At 60.2% G+C, this 24,521-nt stretch carries 26 protein-coding genes; 19 read left to right on the forward strand and 7 right to left on the reverse strand.

Going from position 1 to position 24,521, the window contains the following annotated elements; all coding sequences use genetic code 11:
- Window positions 1-330 precede the first annotated feature (330 nt).
- The 6 genes from C7477_RS00990 to cydX all read left to right on the forward strand — a co-directional run bounded on the left by C7477_RS00990 (window position 331) and on the right by cydX (window position 7,766).
- Window positions 331-915: a GbsR/MarR family transcriptional regulator gene (locus C7477_RS00990; RefSeq protein WP_110747794.1), complete on the forward strand. Its 585-nt coding sequence runs from the start codon at window positions 331-333 to the stop codon at window positions 913-915.
- A gap of 167 nt (window positions 916-1,082) precedes the next feature.
- Window positions 1,083-2,885 (forward strand): thiol reductant ABC exporter subunit CydD, encoded by a 1,803-nt coding sequence (gene cydD, locus C7477_RS01000; RefSeq protein WP_110747798.1) that lies wholly within the window; start codon window positions 1,083-1,085, stop codon window positions 2,883-2,885.
- 3 nt (window positions 2,886-2,888) lie between these two features.
- A complete protein-coding gene (locus C7477_RS01005) occupies window positions 2,889-4,721 on the forward strand; it encodes an amino acid ABC transporter ATP-binding/permease protein (RefSeq protein ID WP_110747800.1) in 1,833 nt (610 codons plus the stop codon).
- A gap of 97 nt (window positions 4,722-4,818) precedes the next feature.
- Window positions 4,819-6,396 carry a cytochrome ubiquinol oxidase subunit I gene (locus C7477_RS01010; RefSeq protein WP_110747803.1) on the forward strand — a complete coding sequence of 526 codons (1,578 nt, stop codon included), beginning with the start codon at window positions 4,819-4,821 and terminating at the stop codon, window positions 6,394-6,396.
- Between the two features lie 6 nt (window positions 6,397-6,402).
- The gene (cydB, locus tag C7477_RS01015; protein ID WP_110747807.1) at window positions 6,403-7,557 is read left to right on the forward strand and encodes a cytochrome d ubiquinol oxidase subunit II; all 1,155 of its coding nucleotides are present in this window, start codon (window positions 6,403-6,405) and stop codon (window positions 7,555-7,557) included.
- Window positions 7,558-7,652: 95 nt separating this feature from the next.
- A complete protein-coding gene (cydX, locus tag C7477_RS01020; RefSeq protein ID WP_110747810.1) occupies window positions 7,653-7,766 on the forward strand; it encodes a cytochrome bd-I oxidase subunit CydX in 114 nt (37 codons plus the stop codon).
- Between the two features lie 62 nt (window positions 7,767-7,828).
- On the opposite strand, the gene C7477_RS01025 is transcribed toward cydX, so the two are convergent.
- Together C7477_RS01025 and C7477_RS01030 are read right to left on the reverse strand one after the other, a co-directional pair.
- Entirely contained in the window at window positions 7,829-8,410 is a 582-nt protein-coding gene (locus tag C7477_RS01025) for an invasion associated locus B family protein (protein WP_110747813.1), read from the reverse strand.
- Window positions 8,411-8,712: 302 nt separating this feature from the next.
- A complete protein-coding gene (locus C7477_RS01030) occupies window positions 8,713-8,898 on the reverse strand; it encodes a DUF3008 family protein (protein WP_110747816.1) in 186 nt (61 codons plus the stop codon).
- A gap of 99 nt (window positions 8,899-8,997) precedes the next feature.
- Here C7477_RS01030 and C7477_RS01035 point away from each other — a divergent pair, with 99 nt between their 5' ends.
- Entirely contained in the window at window positions 8,998-9,192 is a 195-nt protein-coding gene (locus C7477_RS01035) for a hypothetical protein (RefSeq protein WP_110747819.1), read from the forward strand.
- Between the two features lie 42 nt (window positions 9,193-9,234).
- Entirely contained in the window at window positions 9,235-9,606 is a 372-nt protein-coding gene (locus tag C7477_RS01040; protein WP_110747822.1) for a DUF1428 domain-containing protein, read from the forward strand.
- Between the two features lie 186 nt (window positions 9,607-9,792).
- Here the strand turns inward: C7477_RS01040 and C7477_RS01045 are convergent, their stop codons facing one another.
- The gene (locus C7477_RS01045) at window positions 9,793-9,939 is read right to left on the reverse strand and encodes a DUF1127 domain-containing protein (RefSeq protein ID WP_110747825.1); all 147 of its coding nucleotides are present in this window, start codon (window positions 9,937-9,939) and stop codon (window positions 9,793-9,795) included.
- 640 nt (window positions 9,940-10,579) lie between these two features.
- Between C7477_RS01045 and efeU the strand changes: the two genes are divergently transcribed.
- The 4 genes from efeU (at window position 10,580) to efeO (C7477_RS01065) (ending at window position 15,012) form a co-directional block, all read left to right on the forward strand.
- Complete coding sequence (efeU, locus tag C7477_RS01050; RefSeq protein ID WP_110747828.1) at window positions 10,580-11,419, forward strand: iron uptake transporter permease EfeU; 840 nt, start codon at window positions 10,580-10,582, stop codon at window positions 11,417-11,419.
- Window positions 11,420-11,433: 14 nt separating this feature from the next.
- The gene (gene efeO / locus C7477_RS01055) at window positions 11,434-12,624 is read left to right on the forward strand and encodes an iron uptake system protein EfeO (protein WP_110747831.1); all 1,191 of its coding nucleotides are present in this window, start codon (window positions 11,434-11,436) and stop codon (window positions 12,622-12,624) included.
- A 13-nt stretch (window positions 12,625-12,637) separates the two neighbouring features.
- Entirely contained in the window at window positions 12,638-13,963 is a 1,326-nt protein-coding gene (gene efeB, locus C7477_RS01060; RefSeq protein ID WP_110747834.1) for an iron uptake transporter deferrochelatase/peroxidase subunit, read from the forward strand.
- A 227-nt stretch (window positions 13,964-14,190) separates the two neighbouring features.
- Entirely contained in the window at window positions 14,191-15,012 is an 822-nt protein-coding gene (efeO, locus tag C7477_RS01065) for an iron uptake system protein EfeO (protein ID WP_110747837.1), read from the forward strand.
- Between the two features lie 39 nt (window positions 15,013-15,051).
- Here the strand turns inward: efeO (C7477_RS01065) and C7477_RS18850 are convergent, their stop codons facing one another.
- Both C7477_RS18850 and C7477_RS01070 read right to left on the reverse strand, forming a co-directional pair.
- Entirely contained in the window at window positions 15,052-15,195 is a 144-nt protein-coding gene (locus C7477_RS18850; protein ID WP_181418307.1) for a hypothetical protein, read from the reverse strand.
- Window positions 15,196-15,262: 67 nt separating this feature from the next.
- Entirely contained in the window at window positions 15,263-15,691 is a 429-nt protein-coding gene (locus C7477_RS01070; RefSeq protein WP_110747840.1) for an Lrp/AsnC family transcriptional regulator, read from the reverse strand.
- A gap of 122 nt (window positions 15,692-15,813) precedes the next feature.
- Between C7477_RS01070 and C7477_RS01075 the strand changes: the two genes are divergently transcribed.
- Complete coding sequence (locus C7477_RS01075) at window positions 15,814-16,923, forward strand: saccharopine dehydrogenase family protein (RefSeq protein ID WP_110747843.1); 1,110 nt, start codon at window positions 15,814-15,816, stop codon at window positions 16,921-16,923.
- 145 nt (window positions 16,924-17,068) lie between these two features.
- Here C7477_RS01075 and C7477_RS01080 read toward each other — a convergent pair whose 3' ends face one another.
- Window positions 17,069-17,773, reverse strand: a complete 705-nt coding sequence (locus C7477_RS01080; RefSeq protein ID WP_110747846.1) for a glutathione S-transferase family protein — start codon at window positions 17,771-17,773, stop codon at window positions 17,069-17,071.
- Window positions 17,774-17,935: 162 nt separating this feature from the next.
- Between C7477_RS01080 and C7477_RS01085 the strand changes: the two genes are divergently transcribed.
- The 6 genes from C7477_RS01085 to sbmA all read left to right on the forward strand — a co-directional run bounded on the left by C7477_RS01085 (window position 17,936) and on the right by sbmA (window position 23,349).
- Window positions 17,936-18,280: a winged helix-turn-helix transcriptional regulator gene (locus tag C7477_RS01085; protein ID WP_110747850.1), complete on the forward strand. Its 345-nt coding sequence runs from the start codon at window positions 17,936-17,938 to the stop codon at window positions 18,278-18,280.
- 157 nt (window positions 18,281-18,437) lie between these two features.
- A complete protein-coding gene (locus C7477_RS01090; protein WP_110747853.1) occupies window positions 18,438-19,481 on the forward strand; it encodes an aldo/keto reductase in 1,044 nt (347 codons plus the stop codon).
- Window positions 19,482-19,543: 62 nt separating this feature from the next.
- Window positions 19,544-19,888, forward strand: coding sequence for a hypothetical protein (locus tag C7477_RS01095; RefSeq protein WP_110747856.1), 345 nt, complete (start codon window positions 19,544-19,546; stop codon window positions 19,886-19,888).
- Between the two features lie 89 nt (window positions 19,889-19,977).
- Window positions 19,978-20,724 carry a 2OG-Fe(II) oxygenase gene (locus tag C7477_RS01100; protein WP_110747859.1) on the forward strand — a complete coding sequence of 249 codons (747 nt, stop codon included), beginning with the start codon at window positions 19,978-19,980 and terminating at the stop codon, window positions 20,722-20,724.
- Between the two features lie 73 nt (window positions 20,725-20,797).
- Window positions 20,798-21,973, forward strand: coding sequence for a YbfB/YjiJ family MFS transporter (locus C7477_RS01105; protein ID WP_110748118.1), 1,176 nt, complete (start codon window positions 20,798-20,800; stop codon window positions 21,971-21,973).
- A 122-nt stretch (window positions 21,974-22,095) separates the two neighbouring features.
- The gene (gene sbmA / locus C7477_RS01110; protein WP_110747862.1) at window positions 22,096-23,349 is read left to right on the forward strand and encodes a peptide antibiotic transporter SbmA; all 1,254 of its coding nucleotides are present in this window, start codon (window positions 22,096-22,098) and stop codon (window positions 23,347-23,349) included.
- Between the two features lie 13 nt (window positions 23,350-23,362).
- Here the strand turns inward: sbmA and C7477_RS01115 are convergent, their stop codons facing one another.
- Window positions 23,363-24,358 carry a polysaccharide deacetylase family protein gene (locus C7477_RS01115; RefSeq protein ID WP_110748121.1) on the reverse strand — a complete coding sequence of 332 codons (996 nt, stop codon included), beginning with the start codon at window positions 24,356-24,358 and terminating at the stop codon, window positions 23,363-23,365.
- Window positions 24,359-24,521 lie beyond the last annotated feature (163 nt).

A 24,521-nucleotide genomic window follows, 5' to 3' on the forward strand; every position in this document is an offset into this window, starting at 1 on the left:
GCACTCGCGTTATCGTGGAAATGGGTAGCTTGGGGATTTATCATGAGTGGAGCAGTTCTCAAACGAGCAGCGGGCGGCGTATCGGCTTCTGCCAATCGTGAACACCCGTGATTTGTCAGCAACGTCGCGACGGCGATATCTCCCGGCTCTAAAATACTAGAAAAGTCCAGGAGAAGGGGATCGCAGCGGCGTGTCCGTCCGGCTGCGGAATCATCCCCCATGCGGCGTGGCGCCGCAACCCACCCCGACCTTTTCGCAATCCGCTTGATCCGGGAAAAATTCACACGTACTGTAATTTCAGAAATTACTGAAAATTCAGAAGAGAGTGTTATGGAGCTTCTTCCCATCGTTCAGTCCTTTGTGCTGCATTTCGGTGAAATGGGCAGCCGTTGGGGCATCAACCGCACGGTCGGGCAGATCTATGCGCTGCTCTACGTCTCGCCGGAGCCGCTTTGCGCCGACCAGATCGTCGAGGCGCTGGGCGTTTCGCGCTCCAACGTGTCGATGGGCCTGCGCGAATTGCAGGGCTGGAATCTCGTCCTGCTCAAGCACTTGCCGGATGACCGGCGCGATTTCTTCACCACGCCTGACGATGTCTGGCAGATCCTGCGCACGTTGGCGGAGGAGCGCAAGAAGCGTGAAATCGACCCCACCATGACCGTGCTGCGCGAAATCCTGATGCAGCGTCCCGCCAGCGAGACCGAGCAATATGCGCAAAGCCGCATGTCCGACATGTACGGCCTCATCGAACAGCTGACCAATTGGTACGACGACGTGAAAAAGCTTGAAACTGACCGGCTGGCGACCCTGCTGGCGCTTGGCGCGAAGGTGACGCGCCTCTTGGAGACGAAGGACAAGATTGTCTCGTTCGGCAAAGGACGGAAGTCGCGCAGGCATGAGGGTGAAATCGAGTGACCACTGTTGCTTGGAAACGTTTGCTGGGCAGTACCCCCCTCTGCCCAGCCGGGCATCTCCCCCTCAAGGGGGGAGATCGGCTGACACGGCTCTCCGCATCCATTCTGCGACATTTGCGATTGGTGCCGAGCGTTCATGAAGGCGTAATCTCCCCCCTTGAGGGGGAGATGCCCGGCAGGGCAGAGGGGGGTGCGCTTGGCGATTCCATCAAAACAGCAACCTCTCGAAAATCGTCTCCCAGGGCGGGCGCGGCGCTACAAGCCGTTGCCGCCTTGCTCTGGCTGCCGCAAGCGGGGCTTCTCGCCTATGCGCTGGGCATCATCATGAATGACGGCGCGATGCGGCGGATCATCTTGATCGCCGCCGCGGTCTTCGGCTTCGGCATTCTGCGCGCCGCGCTCGATGCTGCCGGAAGCCGGATCGCCTTCAAGGCGGCGCGGCAAACCCTTGGCCTTATGCGTGAACGCGCGGTCGCCGCGCTCGGCTCCAGATCCCCGCTCGATAGCGGGCGCCCGGCATCGGGCATGGCTGCCAGCGTCATCGCCGAACAGGCGGAGGCGATCATTCCCTATCTGGCGCGTTTTCAGCCGGTGCGGCTGCGCGTGACGGTGGTGCCGTTGGTCTTCCTCGCGGCGGTCCTGTGGTTCTCCTGGGTGGCGGCGCTGGTTCTGCTGCTTGCGGCGCCGCTCATCCCGGTCTTCATGGCGCTCATCGGCTGGCGCGCGAAGGCGGCGAGCGAGGCGCAACTGGCGGAACTCGGCGGCATGAACGGCTTCCTGCTCGACCGCCTGCGCGGCCTCGCCACCATCCGCGCTTTCGACGCCGTCGATCTGACCGCCCGCCGCCTGCGCGACAATGCGGAAGGCTTGCGCAAGCGCACGATGGCCGTCCTGCGCATAGCCTTTCTCTCGTCGGCAGTCTTGGAACTCTTCTCCGCCTTGGGCGTCGCCATGGTCGCCGTCTATATCGGCTTTCATCTCCTGGGGTCGCTCGATTTCGGCGCATGGGGCGACAAGCTTTCGCTTTCCGATGGCTTCTTCATTCTCCTCCTGGCGCCCGCCTTCTTCGAACCCCTGCGCGATCTCTCCGCCGTCTGGCACGACCGCGCCTCGGGCGAGGCGGCGATGAAGGCACTCGAGGCGCTGGGTGAGGACGGCGCGCCGTTGATCTACGCTTCGCGCTCCATCCCCCTTGCGGGGAGGGCGGGGGTGGGGGTGGTTCAGAATCGAGCGCAACCGTCGCCATCCCCATCCGCCCGCTCCGCGGGCACCTTCCCCGCAAGGGGGAAGGAGGGCGCGGCGCGGTTGGATGAGGGGTATGCTCCACTGGCTGTTGAGCTTTCCAACCTCCGCTTCCGCCATGCCGGCAGTGACAATTTGCTCTTCGACGACTTCAACCTCTCCATCGCGCCCGGCGAGCACATCGCCCTGTTCGGCCCGAGCGGCTGCGGCAAGTCGAGCCTGCTGGCGCTGATGGCGGGGCTTGTCACCGCTGAAGAAGGCCACCTCACGATAGGCAATGTGCCGCTTCTTCCCGACACTGCGGCGGAGTTGCGGGAGCGCATGGCCTGGGTGGGGCAGAAGCCGCATGTCTTCGCCGGCTCGGTTGAAACCAATGTCACGCTCGGGCGAGGGGGAAGCAAGGCGCAGGTTCAGGCGGCGCTGGAAGTGGCCGCGCTCACCGATGTCATTGAGGCCCGCGCATCGCTCGGAGAAAACGGCATCGGCCTTTCCGGTGGCGAGGCGTTGCGTCTGGCCATTGCCCGCGCGGCCTTCAACACGCAAGCCGCCATTATTCTGGCCGATGAACCCACCGCGCATCTGGACGAGCAAACGGCGGCGAAGGTTAACGAAAGCCTGCTGACGCTGGCGCAAGGCCGGACATTGATCGTCGCCACCCATGACCAGGCGCTGGCAGCCCGCATGGACCGGATCGTCCGGCTCGATTTCGAGAATACGGGAAGGGCCTGATCGATGCACACCTTGCGTCATCTGCGCCCCATCCTGGCGCTTTTCTACCGTGAGCGTCGCGGCATGATGCTTGGCGGTGCGGTCCTCGCCGCCACCACGGTTCTGGCCGGCATCGCGCTGCTGGGATTGTCCGGCTGGTTCATCACCGCCACGGCTATAGCAGGGTTATCCGCCGCAACGGCGTTCACCTTCGATGTCTTCGCGCCCGCCGCAGGCATCCGCTTCCTGGCGCTGGCCCGCACCGGCGCGCGCTATGGCGAGCGACTCGTCACCCATGATGCGACGCTGGCCGTGCTGGCGTCTTTAAGGGAAAAGCTGTTCCGCGCCTGGGCCGCGCCCGCCGCCGCGCACGATCTCCTCATGCGCCCGGCACGGCTCCTGTTCCGCCTGACCGCCGATATCGACGCGCTGGATTCGCTCTATCTCCGGGTTCTGGTGCCGGCGGGTGCCGCATTTGTTACGGCCATCGCGGCAGGCCTTACCTTTTATTTTATGTCGCCGTTCCTGGGGCTTGCCATAGCTATCTCGCTTCTGCTGGTGGGGCTTGGCCTTCCGATCATCGCGGCCATTATCGCGCAAAAGCCGATGCGCCGCCGCGCCAAGGCGGTTGAAGCGCTGCGTGCGCGCACCATCGATCTCGTCGCCGGCCAAACGGAACTTGTCTTGACTGGACGCCTTGGCGCGAAGGCGGAAACTATTGCCTATGCCGACAATAAGCTTGCCGAAGCCGATGACCGGCTCAACCGGATCGACGCGGGCGTCGCCTTTGGCTTTGGCCTGGGCGGTGCATTGCTACTCGCCGGCACGCTTATCGCCATGGCGGCGCTCGCACAAAAAGGCATGATCGGCGCACCAGTCGCGGCTCTCGGCCTTCTCGTGGCAATGGCCGCGATGGAGCCCTTCGCCGCCTTGCGGCGCGGCGCGATGGAGCTTGGCCGCACCGCGCTGGCCGCGCAAAGGCTTGGGCCGCGTCTTGGCGCGGATGAGCGCGCAAATTGCCCCTCACCCTTACCCTCTCCCCGTAAACGGGGCGAGGGGGACATAAACGTAGCCGCTTCTCCTCGCTGCCAGGTGCAGGGGACGAAAAAAGAGGCGCAAACGCTGATGTCTCCCTCTCCCCGCCTGCGGGGAGAGGGTAAGGGTGAGGGGCATTTTGGAGCCCACACGGCCGGCCGCCTTGCCGCGGCTACTGCCTGCCATCATGGCTCTGGCAAGCCCGTGCTGCGCGATATCTTTCTTGACCTTCGTCAAGGCGAAAAGCTCGCCTTGGCGGGTATAAGCGGAGCGGGAAAATCGACGCTTCTTGGTTTGCTCTCCGGTGAAATCGCGCCCGTAACCGGCATTGTCGAAGCGCTTCCGGCAACACTCATCACCCAGCGCACCGAGCTTTTCCAAGACACGGTACGGGCAAATCTCATGCTCGCCAATCCCGCCGCGGACGATGGCGCTCTGTGGGCGGCGCTGGAAGATGCGGGACTTAGCGAGACGATAACGGCGCTCCCGCATGGCCTTGGCACCCGTTTGGGGGAGGGGGGCCTCGGTCTTTCGGGGGGGCAGTCCCGCCGTCTGGCGCTCGCCCGGCTATTCCTGCGCGACACGCCGCTCTGGCTGCTCGATGAGCCGACCGAGGGGCTGGACGCGGCGACCGCGCGGGACGTGCTGACCCGTCTGGAACGCAAGGCGCAAGGCCGCGCGCTTGTCATTGCCACGCACAAGCGGCGCGAGGCGGAGCGCGCCGATCGCATTGTCATGCTGGAGAAGGGAAGGGTTGTCGCAATAGCCGGGAGGGCTGATCCGGCCTTCCGGCACATGATTTCGAGTTTGCGGGAGGAGTGAACCGCACAAAGCAAGTCCAGGAAAAGTGTGAAGCGGTTTTCCGTCCGGACTTGCGAAAAACTAAGAAGGAGCGCCGGCGGACCCGGCGAAAAACCCGATGGAATTCGACATTGTCACGCTGTCACGCCTGCAATTTGCGATAACGGCGCTTTATCACTTCCTCTTCGTGCCGCTGACGCTCGGCCTCTCGGTCCTGCTGGCGATCATGGAAACCGTCTATGTCATGACGGGGCGCAAGATCTGGCGCCAGATGACCAAGTTCTGGGGCTCGCTCTTCGGCATCAACTTCGTCATGGGCGTCGCCACCGGCATCGTCATGGAATTCCAGTTCGGCATGAACTGGAGCTATTACAGCCACTATGTCGGCGATATCTTCGGCGCGCCGCTCGCCATCGAAGGATTGATGGCCTTCTTCCTGGAGGCGACCTTCGTCGGCCTGTTCTTCTTCGGCTGGGATAGGCTTTCCAAGGTCGGCCATCTCGTCGCCACCTATTGCGTCGCCGCCGGCTCCAACTTCTCGGCGCTCTGGATCCTCATCGCCAATGGCTGGATGCAGAACCCGGTCGGAGCCAGATTCAATCCCCAGACCATGCGCATGGAGATCACCGACTTCTTCGCCGTGGTGACCAATCCCGTCGCGCAGGCCAAATTCGTCCATACCGTCTCGGCGGGCTATGTCGCGGCATCGGTCTTCGTGCTGGGCGTCTCGTCCTGGTATCTTCTGAAAGGTCGACACAGCGAACTCGCCAAGCGCTCGATGACGGTCGCCGCCTCCTTCGGCCTCGCCGCCTCGCTGTCGGTCGTCGTGCTGGGGGACGAGAGCGGCTATCTCTCGACCGAGCATCAGAAGATGAAGCTGGCGGCGATCGAGGCGATGTGGAACACCGAGCCAGCCCCCGCCGCCTTCACCGCCTTCGGCTTCCCCGACCAGCAGGCGCGCGAAACGCATTATGCCGTGCATATCCCATGGGTCATGGGCATGATCGGCACCCGCTCGCTCGATACCCAGATCCCCGGCATCAACCAGCAGGTAATGGCCGCGCGGGAACACATCGTAAAAGGCATCGTTGCCTATGACGCGCTTCAGAAGATCCGCGCGGCAGGCAGGGAGACCGAGGTCTCGCCCGAGACGCGCGCGGCCTTCGAGGACAATTCAAAATGGCTCGGCTATGCGCTGCTTCTGAAGCGCTATGTCGACGATCCGGGCAAGGCGACGCCGGCTGAGATCACCAAGGCCGCCAACGATACGGTGCCGCAGGTCTTCCCGCTGTTCTGGTCTTTCCGCATCATGGTGGGCATCGGCATGTTCCTGATCCTGCTGACGGGCACCTTCTTCGTCCTCTCGGCGCGCCGCTCGCTCGACCGTCATCCATGGCTGCTGCGCGTCGCGCTCTGGGCCATCCCGCTGCCTTGGATCGCCATCGAGGCGGGCTGGTTCGTCGCGGAATTCGGCCGCCAGCCCTGGATCATCGAAGGCGTCCTGCCGACGGCGGTCGCCGTCTCCGATCTCGGCGCGGCAAGCGTGCTGGCGACCATCGCTGGCTTCGTGGCCATCTACACCGTGCTCTTCATCGTCGAGATGGGCCTGATGATCAAGGCCATCAAGCACGGTCCGGAACCTGACCGCGATCCCGAAGCGATCCTCGTTTCACCCCATCTCGTTGCGGCGGAGTAAGAAATCATGATCCTCAGTGAATTGATCGACTATGGAACCCTGCGCCTCATCTGGTGGGTTCTCTTGGGTGTGCTGCTCATCGGCTTCGCCGCCATGGATGGTTTCGATCTCGGCGTCGGCATGCTTCTGCCCTTCGTGGGCCGGAGCGATGTCGAACGCCGCGTCGTCATCAACACGGTCGGCCCGGTCTGGGAAGGCAATCAGGTCTGGCTCATCCTTGGCGGCGGCGCCATTTTCGCCGCCTGGCCGCCGCTCTACGCGGTGTCCTTTTCCGGCTTCTACCTCGCCATGTTCCTGATCCTGGCAGCGCTGATCATGCGTCCCGTCGGCTTCAAATATCGCAGCAAGCGCGAGCATAAGGGCTGGCGCTCGACCTGGGACTGGGCGCTGTTCATCGGCGGCTTCGTGCCGGCGCTCATCTTCGGCGTCGCCGTCGGCAATGTGCTGCAAGGCGTTCCGTTCCGCTTCGATGAGGATATGCGCATCATCTATGAAGGCTCGTTCCTGGGCCTTCTCAATCCCTATGCGCTGCTCTGCGGTCTCTTGTCGGTCATGATGCTCGCCATGCATGGCAGCGCCTGGCTGGCGCTGAAGACGAGCGGCGTTGTCTCGGGGCGGGCGCGCCGTTTCGGTAGCATCGCCGCGCTTCTCACCATCCTGTTCTATCTCGTGGCGGGCGCGGTGCTATGGACGCATATCGGCGGCTACCGCATTACCAGCCCGATCGATCCCTCCGGCCCGTCCGATCCGCTGTTGAAGACGGTCGTGGCGGAGCATGGCGCCTGGTTCGTCAATTACGCCGCTCATCCCTGGCTGATGATTGCGCCGGCGCTGGGTGTGCTCGGTCCGCTCGGCGTCTTCTTCGCGCTGCGCAGCAAGGCGGAAATCCTGCCGCTCCTCATCGGAAAACTTGCCATTTTCGGCATCATTTCCTCGGTGGGCGTCTCGATGTTTCCATTCATCCTGCCGTCGTCGATCGATCCGAAGTCGAGCCTCACTGTGTGGGATTCGTCCTCCAGCCATGTGACGCTGTTCATCATGCTGGTGTGCACGGCAATCTTCCTGCCTCTGATCCTCGCCTATACGAGCTGGGTCTACCATGTGCTGTGGGGCAAGGTGGACGAGGCGGGCGTGCTGGATAAGAACAGCCATTCGTATTGAGGGGAGTAGGGCAGTAGGGCAGTATGTTTTAGGACAAACAACATATTGCCCTACTGCCTTACTGCCCTACTGCCTTAAAAATAGGAGACCAAACGATGTGGTATTTTTCCTGGCTTCTAGGACTGCCTTTGGCAGTGGCCTTCGCCGTCCTCAACGCCATGTGGTATGAGTTGATGGACGACCAGACGAAGCGAAAAAGTGAACAGTGAAATAGTAAACAGTGAGATAGCAAAATCTATCTCACTGTTTACTGTTCACTATCTTACTAATTTTACGATGCCGCCAATGCTGCGAGTCGCGTCGAGGCGGCGGAAAAGCCCTTGAGCGAGAGATTGCCGGTCACATCCTTGCCGCCGTTGAACGCGGTCATGTTGATGACGGCCTGCTTGCCTTTTGCCAGTGCGGCCAAAGCTTTACCATCGAAGCTAAGCGGTGCGATGCAGCCTTGCGGTACGCATGTGCTGACATTGGCCCGGGCAAGATCCGTGTCGTCGACCTTGATCCCGATACCCTTTGAAAAATCGAGCCCAAAGGGCAGCACCAGCGTGGAGGATGCGACGCCGGTCTTGGTGTCGGGGACGCCCAGCGCGATCATCAGCACCCTTTGCCCCGTTTTGCCGTCGACTTGCTCCTGCGTCATCTGGCAAACGCGCTTTTTGGTATCGGCTGCGGGCTGGCAATTGACCATCCAGTCCCCGAACGTTTCGGAAAGCGCGCTCGGTCCCTCGGCTTGCGCCGGAGCCGGCTTCGTGCCGGTAAGCACCAGCGCGCTTCCGGCCGTTGCGACCAGCGCCAGAACAGTCAGCGTAAAAGCAACAAACTTTTCACGCGGGGTACCTGCAAGTCTAGCCATGTATTCTCTCTTCTTGAAGTTGATTCTACTGGAAGTTAAATTTAAATTATTTTGGTATATAAATTAATTAATATCAAGATGCATTGGCGTCGCAGCGAAGCAAATAGATCGAAGCTATTTTTGCGAACCTCGTACCGCCCAACGATAAAAGCCGGGCGCATCCTCCGATGCGCCCGGCGTCGTTCCCTGCGCTGAGTCGGGTTTTTCGGCAACCCCGCGCCCGATGAATAAAATGGCGGTTGTCGCTACAACCTCAGCTTTCCCGACCCGGACCGAAGGGACAACCTCTTGAGGCTCCAGATCTAGTGTTTGACGTGGTCAGGCAGGCCCTTGCGCTTGGTTGAGGCGAACTCCTCGAGTTCTTTCTCCGTCATTGATTCATACATCGACTTCGACGCGCCTTTCAGCTCGCTCACCTTTTTGTCGCCGCGCTTGGCGGCAAGGGCAACGGCGGCTGCTTCCTGCTGGCTTTGTGATTTCGCGGGCATGTCACACCTCCGAAACTGGTATTTCAATAATTCAAACGCATCAGGCGTTGAATGGTTCAGTTGAATGAAAGGTGGTAATTTTGTTGGTGGGAATCAATAATGCTATTGTTCGAAACGGTGCCAAGAGTTGAAGCTATGATGTCTCTCGATAAGCGCATTGAAGCCCTGCGGCAGGCGATTGAGGAAAAGACAGCGACTTTCGATGAGCTGGCTGCAGAATTGCGCAAGCTGACTGCCGGGCGAAAACATACTCCATCAGAGGTTTTACTTCGCGAAGCACGGGATGAGCGTTAACTTCAGCGCCGCAAACCGCAACATCATGGAGAAGGAGAGATCATGTCATACATCGATGGTTTTGTTTTGGCGGTACCGAAGGCAAACCGCGAGGCCTTTAGAAAGCTCGCTGAGGACGCGGCGGTAATCTTCAAGAAGCATGGCGCGTTGAGTGTTGTCGAATGCTGGGGCGATGACGTGCCGGACGGTGAAGTCACCTCGTTTCCCATGGCGGTGAAGTGTCAACCGGATGAGATCGTGTGCTTTTCCTGGATTGTCTGGCCCTCGCGCGCGGTGCGCGATGAGGGCAACAAGAAAGTCATGGAAGATCCGGGCATGAAAATGCCCGACGGCGGCATGCCCTTCGATGGCAAGCGCATGATCTATGGAGGGTTCACGCCAATCGTCGGAGACCCGATGTCGGAAAGGGGATAGCGATACCTCAAAAAACAACACCCGCCGCGGGAGGAGGTGCGGCGGGTGCTATTTTGCAAAGACCGGCTTGGGAGGAGGAGGAGCCGGTCTTTTATCGCGGGGATCTGGGAGGAGGAGGGACCCCGGCGATATCTCTGAAAATCATGAGCGCGACCCTGGACGCAAGGCCGCGCATCCTTGCGCGCCTTAGCGGGCGACGGCCTTGCGGGCGACGTAGGGGATTTCGGCGGGGAGGATGCCGAGATCATTCAGCTCGCGGTTCGACAGGCGGCTCAGTTCATTCACGGTGGCGCGGTAACGGCGCCAATTGTTGTAGGAGCGGATCAGGTTCATTTCTCTCACCTAGATTTATTTATTTGTTTTCTTGGAAGCTAGATATATTCCCGCATCGCAAAAATGTGCAGAGACAAATTTGCATGGCTGCCTTGCAGGAAATGCTGAGAAGCCACTGTTTTCGGACATCTTTTTGTCATCATCGCTCTCGCGCAATGGGTGTTGCGGCGCAATAGGGCTGCAAACTGCGGCATCGGGAAATTTCAAGGCAAAAAAAAGCCGGACTTGGAAAAGCCCGGCTTCAAGTTATGAAGGTGCCCATATGGGCAAAACCTCCAGAGGGGAACACTTGCCGCGCGCAATGGGAGGAGACGCGCCTGCAAGCTGCCCTGATATGGCGAAGGGTTTTGTCATCTTCAAGCCTTCAGGTGAAAAATTTTTGTGCAGCGCGGTCTGGTCCGCTGCCGTCACCTTTCGGGCAATACTGAAGGCATCGGCGGGTTATATTAGCTGTACCAAATGTTGTTTGACCCGATCAAATCTAGATAAACTCCCGATCACATTAGGTTTGAACAAACCGCGCGCAATTTTCTTGGCAAGCACAGCCGGCCTCGCTAAAAGATGAGAAAATAACGAAGGTTTTGTGCGCCACGAGATGAAAGGGCGCGCTGCCGCTCTAATACGGCTTGGATTGGATCGAATGTTCGTACCTTTTCTCATCATGCTGCGTGAAGGCGTGGAAGCTGCCCTGATCGTCGGCATCATAGCGAGCTATTTGCGGCAGACGGGGCGCGGCGCGTGGATGCCGGTCGTCTGGATCGGCATTCTCCTGGCGCTTGCCCTGTCACTTGCCGTAGGCGCCGCCTTGCAGTTCGCGAGCGCGGAGTTTCCGCAGAAGACTCAAGAGCTTTTCGAGGCGGTGATCGGCATTGTCGCCGTGGGCGTGTTGACGTCGATGGTGTTCTGGATGCGCAAGGCGGCCCGCTCCATCAAGGCCGAATTGCACCAATCCATCGATGCCGCCTTTGAGACCTCCACCAACAGGGGGCTGGGCCTGATTCTCATGGTGTTTTTCGCCGTCGCGCGTGAAGGATTGGAGTCCGTTTTCTTCCTGCTCGCCGCCTTCCAGCAGAGCGATGGCATGGCCGGTCCGCTCGGCGCGCTTCTGGGCGTCATCGCCGCCATCGCCATCGGCTATGGCATCTATATCGGCGGGTTGAAACTCAATCTGCGCCGCTTCTTCCGCTGGACGGGCGTTTTCATTCTCTTCGTCGCCGCCGGCATCCTCGCCAATTCCGTCAAGGCGCTGCATGAGGCGGGGCTATGGAATCATCTGCAAACAGTCGTCTTCGACATGAGCAATCTCCTGCCGCTCGATAGCCCGCTCGGTTCGCTGCTGTCAGGCATGTTCGGCTATATCGACACGCCGACGGTGAGCGAACTTACGGCCTATGTGGCGTTCATCATCCCCGCGCTCGTCTTCTTCCTGGCTCCGCCTTCCGGCGCGCCGAAAGCGGCGCGCGTAGGCCAAGGTTCATAAAAGGTCAGGCGAAAATGTCGGAAAAGAAGACCATCGATCCCATGCCGCGACTCATCATCCGCGCCGGTCTGGGGCTGGCGCTGGTGCTGCTCATCGGCGCCGGTGTCGCCTTCTACTATGCGTCGAAACGGGCGAACGAGGAACGCCGCGTGACATCAGGCGATACGGCGCGTGTCACCATCACGGACAAGTCCTGCAACCCCAATGAGCTGAGCGTGCCCGCTGGCCGCGCTACCTTCGAGATCGTCAATCGTTCCGAACGGGCGGTCGAATGGGAAATTCTCGATGGCGTGATGGTGGTGGACGAGCGCGAGAACATCGCGCCGGGCTTCAGCCAGAGGCTCACCACCCGCTTGGAGCCCGGTGAATACCAGATGACCTGCGGCCTTCTCAGCAATCCGCGCGGCAAGCTGATCGTCACGCCATCGGCGGCAGGTTCCGCAGATAGCGCCCGTCCGCAGCTTATGGCCTTCATCGGCGCGCTGGCTGAATACAAGCTCTATCTGGCAGCGCAAACCGGCGATCTGGCCAAGGCCGTGGGTGATCTGGCCGCCGCCATCAAATCCGGCAATCTCGATGAGGCGAAGCGGCTTTATGAGCCCGCCCGCGCGGCTTATGCCCGCATCGCGCCGGTGTCGGAGGTTTTCTCCGACCTCGACACTGCAATCGATGCTCGCGCCGATTATTTCGAAAAGCATGAGGCCGATCCGGCCTTCGGCGGGCTCCACCGCATCGAGTACGGGCTTTTTGCGCAAAACAGCACGCAAGGGCTGGCACCCGTCGCCGACAAACTCGTCGCCGATGTCGCGAGCCTGCAGGGCCGCATCCATGACATGCGCATTCCGCCGCAAAAGATGATCGGCGGCTCGGCCTCGCTCATCAACCGCTTCGCCACGCAGGCGCCGGGCCACGAGCAGGACCGTTATGCGCATACCGACCTCGATTCATTCGCGGCCAATCTCGCCGGCGTGCGGGAGATTGTCGATCTCATCCGCCCGGTGGCGATGAAGGCAAATGGCGTTCAGGTCGCGGCGATCGACAAGGATTTCAAGGCGCTCGACGCGACGATGAATACGATGAGGGCAGGAGAGGGATTCACCGCCTATGACAAGCTTAACGAAGCCGACAAGGCGCAATTGAAGAAGGAAGCCGCGACCCTTGCTGCCGATCTTGGCAAGCTGCGCGACGCCCTTGGACTGGATTGATGAGACTGAATTGATGGAAGAAGATAACAAATCGCATGACCGAAACGCGCCGATCTCTCCAGGCCGCCGCAGGCTGCTGCTAGGCGCGGGCGTAGGCGCTATCGCCGCCGCCGGCTGTCCCTTCATGCCGCAGGCCGCGTCCGCCGCCGCTCAAGCGCTGGCCGCCTCGGAACTTCCTGGTGACGCCGTCACCAACGCCCCGGAAAGCGACAAGACGCAGGAACGCCAGCCCTTCTATGGACCGCATCAGCCCGGCATCCTCACGCCGCGCCCGGCCGCAGGCATGATCGCATCATTCGATGTGCTGGCGCGTGACCGGAGCGAATTGGAAAAATTGCTGCATACGCTGACCGAGCGCATCGCTTTCCTCATGCAGGGCGGCAAGGCGTCGCAACTCGATCCCAAGTTTCCGCCGCCCGATTCCGGCATATTGGGGCCGGATATCATCCCCGACAATCTGACGGTGACGGTGGCGCTGGGCGATAGTCTGTTCGATAATCGTTTCGGCCTGAAGCCGGCGAAGCCATTGCGCCTCACCCGCATGAAGCGGTTTCCCAATGACGCGCTGGAGAAGGAACTTTGCCACGGCGATCTCCTCATACAGTTCTGTTCCAACACCCCCGACACCAATATTCACGCTTTGCGCGATATAGTGAAAAACACTCCGAGCCTGCTTCTCTTGCGCTGGAAGCAGGAGGGCACCGTGCCGGTGCAGCCGCCTAAGCGGGCGGATGAAAGCGCGCGTAATTTCCTGGGCTTCCGCGATGGCTCCGCCAATCCGGACGCTGGCGACAACGCATTGATGAGCCGGGTCGTCTGGGTGCAACCGGGAAGCGGCGAGCCGGACTGGGCGGCGGGCGGCACCTACCAGGTGGTTCGCATCATCCGCAATTTCGTCGAGCGCTGGGACCGCACGCCGCTGCAGGAGCAGGAAACGATCTTCGGTCGCAGGAAGGAGAGCGGCGCGCCATTCGATGGCAAGACGGAGGCCGACGTGCCCAACTATGCCGCCGATCCAGACGGCAAGGTCACGCCGCTCGACGCGCATATCCGGCTTGCCAATCCACGCGACAAGACCGCCGAACAGCACCTCATCCTGCGCCGCCCGTTCAACTATTCCAACGGCATCAGCAAGTCCGGCCAATTGGAGATGGGTCTCTTGTTCATCGCCTTCCAGGCCGATCTGGAAAAGGGTTTCATCACCGTCCAGAAGCGGCTCGATGGCGAACCGCTGGAGGAATATATCAAACCCGTCGGCGGCGGCTTCTTCTTCGCATTGCCTGGTGTGAAGGATGAGAAGGATTATCTTGGTCGGACGCTTCTGGAAGCGACGGCATGAGTTATGTGAGCGCCCTCCTTCCCCCTTGCGGGGAAGGTGCCCGCTTAGCGGGCGGATGGGGGTGGTGACGTTTGCGCATCTGCCGGCGACCTTGCGCAAACGTCGCCACCCCCACCCGACCCTTCGGGTCACCCTCCCCGCAAGGGGGAGGGAGGGCGCTAGCCTATCCGGCACGCGCGCTGTTCCGCCAGCGTTTCTTTTTTAGTACACTCAAGGAGAGGACACACATGAAACCACATATGCTCGCATCAGTCGCCATATTGGCGCTCACCGCCGCCCTCAGTCCCGCCCGCGCGGAGGTCTCGCCGCTCGATCTGGTCCAGCCGATCGCCGACTACAAGGTCTATGTCCAGCAGAACCTGGATCTCCTGGTCAAGGACACCAAGGCTTTCACCGACGCCGTCAAGGCGGGCGATCTGGCAAAGGCCAAGGCGCTCTATGCGCCTTCGCGGATGCCTTATGAAAAGGTGGAGCCGATCGCCGAATTGTTCGCTGATCTCGACGCCTCGATCGATTCCCGAGCCGACGATCATGAGGCAGGGGAGAAATCGGCGGATTTCATCGGTTTCCATCGTCTGGAATATGGGCTCTTTGCCCAGAATTCGACGGAGGGCCTGGCTCCCATTGCCGACAAGCTCTATGCCGATGTGCTGGAACTGCAAAAGCGGGTCAAGGATCTGACCGTCCCTCCGGAAAAGGTGGTGGGCGGCGCCGCGGCGCTGATGGAAGAAGTCGCCGCCAGCAAGATTTCCGGCGAGGAGGACCGCTACAGCCACACCGATCTCTGGGACTTCCAGGCCAATGTCGACGGCGCGCAGGAAATCGTCACGCTGTTCAAGCCGCTGGTCGGGAAGGAAAATCCGGATTTGCTCAAGAAGGTGGACGCCAATTTCGCCACCGTCGATGGTATTCTCGCCAAATACAGGACGGCGGACGGCTTCGAGACTTATGACAAGCTGACCGACGACGACCGCAAGGCGCTGGCCGGCCCGGTAACGACGCTAGCGGAAGATCTCTCGACGCTGAGGGGCACACTGGGGCTGAATTAAGGAATAGGGGAGTGTGCGTAAAAAAACGCGCTCCCTTAATCATCCGGGCAATTCATCGCGCAATGTATTGACTGTCTCAAGCGTAATAGGCGGTACGCCGGGGCATGGCGACAGGAGCGGGATGCCATTGCGCATACCGCCAGAGATCGTCTTGCCGAGGCGCTTGTCTTGTTGCTTCGCCATATCTTGAGTCTCGCGTCAAACTACGAGGCATCATATGATATGGCGACTTTCCTTGGCAAGTTTAGCGCTACCTCTCAATCCGCGTCGACAAAATAATCGAAGACATCGTCCGCTCCACCCCTTCGAGCGCGCCGATGGCGTCCAGCACCACATCCAGCTCCCGGATCGACGGCGCTTCGATGATGACGATCATGTCGAAATTTCCGCTGACGGAGTGCAGCGTCCGGACCGCCATCATGCCGCGCAATGCGCTTTCCACCCTTGGGGCGAGCTTCGGAAGCGCCGTCACCAGCACATGCGCCTTGACCAGATTGCGCTCGTGCTCTGGGGCAAGCCGCACCGTATAGCCCTTGATGACGCCGCGATGCTCCAGCCGTTCAATGCGGCTTTGCACGGTCGTGCGCGACACGCCAAGCCGGCGCGCGAGTTCGGCTGTCGAGGCGCGGGCGTTCTCGCGCAGGAGGGCGAGAAGCTGGTGATCGGCATCTGTCGTCATAATGCCATATATAGGCGTCGTTTCGCTAAAATGACAGGGTGATTTCGTCATAACAGAGGCTTCTATCCGACGACGAAACCGGCGAATCTTCTGCCATTACAAGTTTCACAAAGGGGAATGTCATGAAAGAGAAAGAGATTGTCGTCGTCGGCGCAGGAAAGATCGGAGCCGCCATCGCCGATCTCCTGGGGAATACGGGCGATTACCTCGTCACGGTCGTCGACCGATCGCAGCAGCACCTCGATACGATGGAAGCGACCGGCGTGATCAGGACGCAATGCGTCGATATTGAAGATGAAACCGCGCTGAAGGCGGTTCTCGCGGGTAAATTCGCCGTTCTAAGCGCCGCCCCCTTTCATCTCACTACGCGCATCGCCGAAGCGGCTGCCGCAACGGGCGTCCATTATCTCGATCTGACCGAAGATGTGGCGAGCACCCGCCGGGTCAGGGAACTGGCGGCCACCGCTACGACTGCTTTCATCCCGCAATGCGGCCTGGCGCCGGGCTTCATCTCCATCGTCGCCAACGATCTGGCTTCGCGCTTCGATACGCTCGATAGCGTGCGGATGAGGGTCGGCGCGTTGCCGCAATACCCCTCCAATGCGCTCAATTATAACCTGACCTGGAGCACCGACGGCGTCATCAATGAATATTGCGAGCCCTGCGAGGCCATCGTCGAGGGCGAAGTGATTGAGGTGCCGCCACTTGAGGAGCGCGAGGAATTCTCGCTCGATGGCGTGATCTACGAGGCATTCAACACCTCCGGCGGCCTTGGTACCCTATGCGAGACCCTGAAGGGCAGGGTGCGCACGCTTAATTACCGCACCATCCGTTATCCAGGCCACGCCGCGGTCATGAAGGCGCTGCTCAACGATCTGGGCTTGCGTTATCGCCGCGACGTGCTGAAGGATATTCTGGAAAATGCGCTGCCTGCGACGTTGCAGGATGTCGTTATCGTCTTCGTCACCGTCAGCGGACGCAGGAACGGCCGCCTGATGCAGGAGACCTATGCCAACAAGATCTATAGCCGCCGCATCGGCATGATGACACGCAGCGCCATCCAGATCACCACTGCGTCGGCCATCTGCGCGGTGCTCGATATGCTGGCGAATGGCGATTTGCCGCAAAAGGGCTTCGTCAAACAGGAAGAAATCCCGCTTGATGCGTTCCTGGCGAACCGCTTCGGCAAGGCTTACGCGCAACCAGAGGCCATGGGCAGGCTGGTTGCATAAATTAAATGCTGATCTGACTGGATGCCCCTCATCCGCCTGCCGGCACCTTCTCCCCGTAAAGGAACGGGGAGAAGGGCGGAGCGGCAAGGTCTATGCCTCCCTCTCCCCGTTCTTTACGGGGAGAGGGTAAGGGTGAGGGGCAGCTCTAGGCCGCCAGACGCGGGCTGAGTGCGTCGAGTTCGATATGCCCCAGGAACCCGCCGCTCGATTGCGCCGGCCAGCCTTCCTCGATGGCGTGGGCGAAAATCACGGCCTTGTCCGCTTCCAGCTTCTGCTGGAATTCATGAAGGCGCGGATACTCGGCCTTGAGATCGAAGAGGCCAAGGTCCTCGCCCCACCGGGCAATGCCGATGAAATAGGCGTCCGCCACGGTCTTGTCCTCGCCCACGAGCCATTCGCGGCTGGAGATCAGTTCCTGGAGATAGCGGTAGCAGCGGGCCGCCTTCTCCCTCGCCATTGCCCGCAAAACCTCCCGGTTCGGATCATCTTCGGCAAGCTTGTAGGCATTCCAGGCCAGTACGAAGGCCGAGTGAAAATCCGTATGCAGGAAGGAGAGCATCCGGTTCAACCGGTCGAATTCCCGCGTGTCCTGCGCGAAGCCCAGCTTTCGGCCAAGATCGCGCTTGGCGATGTTGTGCAGGATCGCAAAGCTCTCCGTCAGCGCCTCGCCATCATCAAGAAGAAGCGCCGGCGTGGCTCCGAGCGGGGTTACGCGGCGAAATATATCGCTATCGGGCTTCGAAAGCATATCGATGCGCACGAGGCGGTAGGGCTGGCCGAGCCATTCCAGCGCCACGATCGACCCGAAGGAGCAGCCATGCGGCACACCGTAGAAAAGCACAGGTTCCATTTTTTAACTCCATGAAAAATCTCTGGGATAAGAAAGGGCGGTCGTTTAAGTGTTTGACTTAATCGCCGCCGCTCCATTCTGGCAAATTGGCGAATATCGAATATTTATCAAGTACTTACAATAATGTAGGATACCCACCTTTAGGTAAGAATTGGGGTTTTCATGGGAAAGAAAGTCAAGCCTGAGAGCTGCGGGTTGGGGCCGGCCTTCGAGGTGATTGCCGGTAAATGGAAGGGGCTGCTGCTGTGGCTGCTGCATCTGCAGCCGCGCCGGTTCGGCGAGTTGAAACGGCTGGTGCCTGATGTCAGTGAGAAAATGCTGATCCAGCATTTGCGCGAGATGGAAGCGGACGGGCTGATCCGCAGGGAAGTGTTTCACGAGATGCCGCCGCGAGTGGAATATTCCGCAACCGAACTGGGCATCTCGCTCGACAACGCCCTCGAACCGCTGGCGAACTGGGGCAAGAAGCACGGCGCCGAAATTGCGGCGCGTCGTTCTGAAGCATGATCCCGAAAAGTTGCAGACTTTTCGGACAAGATCATGCGGCGATACAAAGGCTTCCGAAAAATCTTCGTGAGCGGCTCGCATCTTTCGTAGAGCGCGTTAAAGTGCGCCGCTCAATTTCCTACCGTAAAAGTTTCCCCATATCGAACCGGATGATCTCATGAAAATGAAACCGCTTGGCCGTACCGGCATCAATGTCACCGAAATCTGCCTGGGCACCATGACCTGGGGTGTGCAGAACACGGAAGCCGAGGCGCATGCGCAGCTCGATTACGCCATCGATGCGGGCATCAATTTCATCGATACGGCGGAAGCCTATGCCGTACCGATCGGCCCGGAGACTTACGGCAAGACGGAAACCTATATCGGCAATTGGTTGAAGAGGCCGGGCAAGCGCGACAAGATCGTTCTCGCCACCAAGATCGCCGGCGGTGGCGGACAGCACTGGATTCGCGACGGCAGCGCGCCGAACGCCAAAACCGTGCGGATTGCCCTCGAAGGCAGCTTGAAGCGCCTCCAGACCGATTACATCGATCTCTATCAGATCCATTGGCCCGCGCGCCCGCATTATAATTTCGGCAATTCCTGGAATTATGACCCGACGCAGACCGACCGGGCGGAAGTCCTCGCCCGGATGGAAGAGGTGCTGGAAAGCCTCGGTGCTCTGGTGAAGGAAGGTAAGATCCGTCATGTCGGCCTCTCCAACGAGACCGCCTGGGGCACCATGCAGTGGCTTCGACTGGCCGAACAGAAGGGCCTGCCGCGCATGGCCTCGCTTCAGAATGAATATGGCCTGCTGCAGCGTCATTTCGATCTCGACATGGCCGAGCTGTGCCATCATGAAGATGTCGGGCTGCTTGCCTATTCCACCTTGGCGGCGGGTGTGTTGACCGGCAAATATCTGGATGGAAAAATCCCGGCGGGATCGCGCGCCACTGTTGCCAAGGATGGCTTCTGGCGCAAAAGCAGCCATTCCGAGCCGGCGGTGAGGCGCTATGTCGATCTCGCTCGCGAACACGGGCTTGACCCCGCCGACCTCGCCATTGCCTTCAGCCTGTCGCGACCATTCATGACATCGGTCATCATCGGCGCAACCTCGCTCGATCAGTTGAAGGCCGATATAGCCGCCGCCGATATTATTCTTACGGCAGATGATCTGGCTGAAATCGCGGCTATCCACCGCGATTACCCGCGCCCGATCTGAGTGGGTTAGGGGAACCAATTTCCGCTTGGCGAGTTTCGTTTTCCGAAGCGAGGCAGGCGGAAATGCAGGATTTTGAAACCCGGATAAGACCTGCGATCGTCGGTACTGACGGTCGCGTTGGTGCCTACACGGTGGAATTTCGCCGTCGGGGCAAAACCTTTGTGGCGGTTACGCTCTATGAAGGGTTCGGCATGGGGGAACCGGCCGAGCCCGATATGCGCGATGCATTCGTTGCAAAAGCCAAGGCGCTGATGCGCGAGGTGCTGACCGCAGGAGGTGCTCCCAACCCGCAGGAGCCGCCCCAGCCCGAGGGCCCGCCATTTTCCTCAAGCCAGACCGAGCCGCAACTCGACGATGCCCCCACCATCCGCGTAAGGGGCGAGGGGATGATCCGTCCTGAGGAATAACCATCCAAACCGGATTTGAAAGCAAGCATCGGAGTGCCGATAATCAGCCGATGCGATAGCAGGAAAAATCAACATCCGAGGATGAAAAGATGAATTCCGCTATCGCCCCATTTCATGAACCCGCCTCCGCGGTAGCGCAGAAGCGCATCAGCCGGTATGACTGGGTATCGCTTGGCGCCGACCTCGATCAACATGGCTCGACGGCCATCGAGAAGCTGCTCACGCCCGAAGAATGCCGGGCAATCGCCGCACTCTATCCCCATGAGGAGCATTTCCGCAGCCATGTTCACATGGCGCGGCATGGTTTTGGCAAGGGCGAGTATCGCTACTTCAAATATCCATTGCCGGATATTATAGCCGGTCTTCGCACCGCGCTTTATCCGCGCTTGGCACCCATAGCCAATCGCTGGAACGAGCGCTTGAACGACGATACGCGCTATCCCGCGCAACACGCGGATTTTCTAAAGGCCTGCCACGAGGCGGGCCAGCTTCGTCCGACGCCGCTGCTCCTCCAATATGTGCCCGGAGATTTCAATTGCCTGCATCAGGATCTTTACGGCGATCTGGCGTTTCCGCTGCAGGTGGCGATCCTGCTTTCCGAGCCGGGGAGGGATTTCACCGGCGGCGAATTCGTGCTCACCGAGCAGCGCCCGCGCATGCAGAGCCGGGCCGAGGTGGTGCCGCTCAGGCAGGGCGATGCCGTGATCTTCGCCGTGCACAATCGTCCGGTGGCGGGAACGCGAGGCGACTACCGGGTCAACATGCGCCATGGCGTCAGCCGGCTTCGTTCCGGCATCAGGCATACGGTCGGCATCATTTTTCACGATGCAAAGTAACCTTCGGCAAATCCGATAAATCCATCAAATAAATTCAATTGTGCCAATGCATCGCGCTTCTATTGTGCGCCGCATGCAGACCTCTTCGCACAGCGCTTTCCGTTTCGCTCTCGGCGGTTTCGTCACCATGGCTGTGGCCATGGGGATCGGACGTTTCATCTATACGCCGATCCTTCCCGGCATGATGGCGGGGCTGAATATATCGCCCGCCGATGCAGGCTTCATCGCTTCGGCAAATTATGTCGGCTATCTCATCGGGGCGGTCGTTGCCGGCTATGGCTGGGCGGCGGGCATCGAGCGCTTGGTTGTCTTCGGCGGGCTGGCCGCAAGCGCCGCGCTTTGCCTCGCCATGGGGCTGACCGATAGCGTCTGGGCCTTCGCGGCGGTCCGCTTCCTCGCCGGCATCGCCAGCGCCTTCGCCATGCTCATGTGCACAACCATCGTATTCAGCCATCTGGCGGCGATGAAGCGGGACGATCTGCACGCCTGGCATTTCGGGGGCGTCGGCTTTGGGATAGCGTTTTCGGCGCTGTTCGTTGCGCTTATCGGAAACCTTAATCTCGGCTGGCGCGCCGAATGGATCGGCGCGGGGCTGCTCTCATTCGGCGGGCTACTGGCTGTTGTGCCGCTGATCAAGGAAGGTCCGCTGCGCAATGGGTCGCAATTGCGCGAGCCGCCGCTGCCGCGCTCGCCAGCCTTTCTGGCGCTTGCGCTGGCCTATGGCATTTTTGGTTTCGGCTATGTCATAACGGCAACCTTCCTGATCGCAATCGTCCGTAACGGCCATGGCGGGCAGGGGCTGGAAGCCGCCGTCTGGGTGGCGACCGGGCTGACTGCGGCGATATCGATCTGGCTCGGATCGTCCGTCGTTCGCAGCATCGGCCTGTTCGCCGGCTTCGCCATCGCCTGTTTCATTGAGGCGGCGGGCGTGGCCGTGAGTGTCATGCTGCCATTGCCGGTGGGACCGCTGGCGGCCGGAGTTCTGTTGGGGGGCACCTTCATGGTCATCACCGCTTATGGGCTTCAAGCGGGGCGGTCGCTTGCGCCGCTATCACCCCGCCGGGCGATGGCGACGATGACGGCCTGCTTCGGCATAGGGCAGATCGTCGGTCCGCTGGTGGCGGGCTATATGGCGAGCGTCTCGGGTTCGTTCCGGTCGGCAAGCCTTCTGGCCGCCGCCACCCTCGTGCTTGCCGCAGCGATAGCGCTCTTCGCCGGATATCAGAGCCGGCGCGTGGCGCAAGCGTAGAGCGCCGCCAAATTGGGAGAGGGGCGGATCTCCCGAAAATGTTATGCAACTTAATTTCCGGTTCGCTGCGTCTTGCTGCTATCCCGGCCGGGAGGGGCCGCCGATCAGTGAATGGGTATGCCGTGTTCGTTTCCTTTTTCCCCAAGCCGAAGCTGTTCTTCAGTTCCGCTATTCTCTGGAGTCTGCTTGCGGTCTTCGCCTGGTTCTTTGGCGGCGAGGGGCTGGGCGCCCGGTTCGGCCTGCCGCCGGCAGCGCCGGGTAGCGCGCCGATTATCGGCGTGTCGGTTTTCTGGTCCGCGCCGTTCCTGTGGTTCTATATCTATTTTGCGGTGACCGCAGGCGCCTTCTATGCCTTCTGGGCCCTTTACGCGCCGCATAAATGGCGACGCTGGTCGATCTTCGGATCGGCGGTGCTCCTTTTCGCCACCTATTTTCAGGTACAGGTCAGCGTGGCGGTCAATGCGTGGTATGGGCCGTTCTACAATCTCATTCAGGAGGCATTGGCAAAAACCGGGTCTGTAACTGCGCCGCAGCTATATGAGAGCCTGCTTAGTTTTGCCGGCATCGCCTTCGTGGCTGTGACGATCGCCGTCCTCACGCTTTTCCTTACCAGCCATTATATCTTCCGCTGGCGCACCGCCATGAATGAATATTATATAAGCCATTGGGATAAGCTGCGGAATATTGAAGGCGCCTCGCAGCGTGTGCAGGAAGATACCATGCGATTTTCCACCACGGTGGAAAGCCTCGGTCTCAATCTGGTCAACTCGGTCATGACGCTGATTGCCTTCCTGCCCGTTCTGTTTACATTCTCCAAGCAGGTCACTGCGCTGCCGTTGATTGGCACGGTGCCGCATGCGCTGGTGGTTGCCGCTATTCTATGGTCGCTTTTCGGAACGACTTTTCTTGCGCTGGTCGGGATCAAGCTGCCGGGCCTGGATTTCAAGAACCAGCGCGTCGAAGCGGCCTACCGCAAGGAACTGGTCTATGGCGAAGACTATGCGGAGCGGGCCCATCCCATAACGCTGGCGGAATTGTTCGATAATGTGCGGCGCAATTATTTCCGCCTCTATTTCCACTATACCTATTTCAATATCGCCCGGATTCTCTATCTCCAGGCCGACAATATTTTTGCCCTCGTTATCCTTATCCCCGCGATCGCGATGGGGCGGCTGACCTTGGGGTTGCTGAACCAGATACAAAATGTCTTCAGTCAGGTCAGCGGTTCGTTTCAATATCTGGCCAATTCATGGTCCACCATCGTCGAGCTCCTCTCGATCTACAAGCGGTTGCGCGCGTTCGAGGCGGCCATTGATGGCGAGCCGCTGCCGCAAATCGATCAGGAATATCTCGAAACGCAGCCCGCCGCGATCTGATGGGAGCAAACGCTTATTGCTCGGCGTGCCGCTCCGCCGGGGCGGTATTCGCCAGATATTCGCTATAGGTGACGCACCGCACGTCCGGCTTGGTGCAGGTCTCGCCGGCGAAGCGCTCCAGCGCCCGCCAATAGGCGCCGGCATTCATCGCCACGAAATGGAAGCCAAGCTGCAGCGGAATGCGGCTGCCCGCATATTGCTTGTCGAAGGCCGCCTTGAATGCCTGGTAGGTTCGCTCCTCGAATTCCCGGGAGCGCGATGGCTTCTCAAAACCGGCTGAATGGCGGACGTAGAGATTGTAATCCATGGCGATGACCGGGCGCGGCATTGGCCCTTCCGGGATCATCGGCAGGCCGAAACTCGCAAGCTCGCCGTCGCGCTGCGGCAGTTCCGGTCCTTGGGTCACGCCGCTTGCCTGATAGCGGAAACCGTTGGCCTTGAGCGCTTCCTGCACCGGCTTGCCTGTGGCGAGATAAGGCGCGCGAAAACCGGTGATGCCTTGTTCGGCAAGCGCGCGCCAGCCTTGCGGTTCGCCGAAGATGCCGTTCGCCGAATATCCGTCCGCGACGATCCGGCGGAATGCTTTCAGCTCCTGGTCCCAGTCCGCAGTGCTCCAGTCCGTCCCGTCGAAATGGCCGCAGCCATGGCTGGCCATCTCATGGCCTTCCAGATGAGCGCCCCAGATATTGTCGAGCCGTTCCGCGATTTCTTCGCGGCTGGAGGCAAAGCCCACATTGGAGCGGCCGGCCGCCATGCGCGGCGGGTGATAACGCGCCCGCTCAGAGCGCTCGATCAGGAACACGCAGGAGAGAAAATAAGTGAAGCGGGCGCCGGTCTTCCGCCCCAGCGTGCGGCTCCGCTGCCAGAGCTTGTTGTCATGTGCGCCGTCAAAAGAAATCAGCACATATTGCGGCGATGGCTTGCCGCCGTTTGACTGCGTGGCAAAAGCGGATCCCAAGGGCAGGAAAGCGAAAATGGCTGTAATAATGGAACGGGAAAAAATGCGCATGAATTCCAGATGAAGCACGATCCCGAAAAGTTGCAGGCTTTTCGAATAAGATCATGCGGTTATAACAGGGGCTGGAGCATGATCCAGAAAAGTTGGCCTGAATGTGGCAAGGGTCGGACTCGATAAGCTCATGATCTCGCTGTTATTTGTAATATCGGGCCTT

Source organism: Paramesorhizobium leguminum, from assembly GCF_003217235.1.
Taxonomy (GTDB): Bacteria; Pseudomonadota; Alphaproteobacteria; order Rhizobiales; family Rhizobiaceae; genus Paramesorhizobium; species Paramesorhizobium leguminum.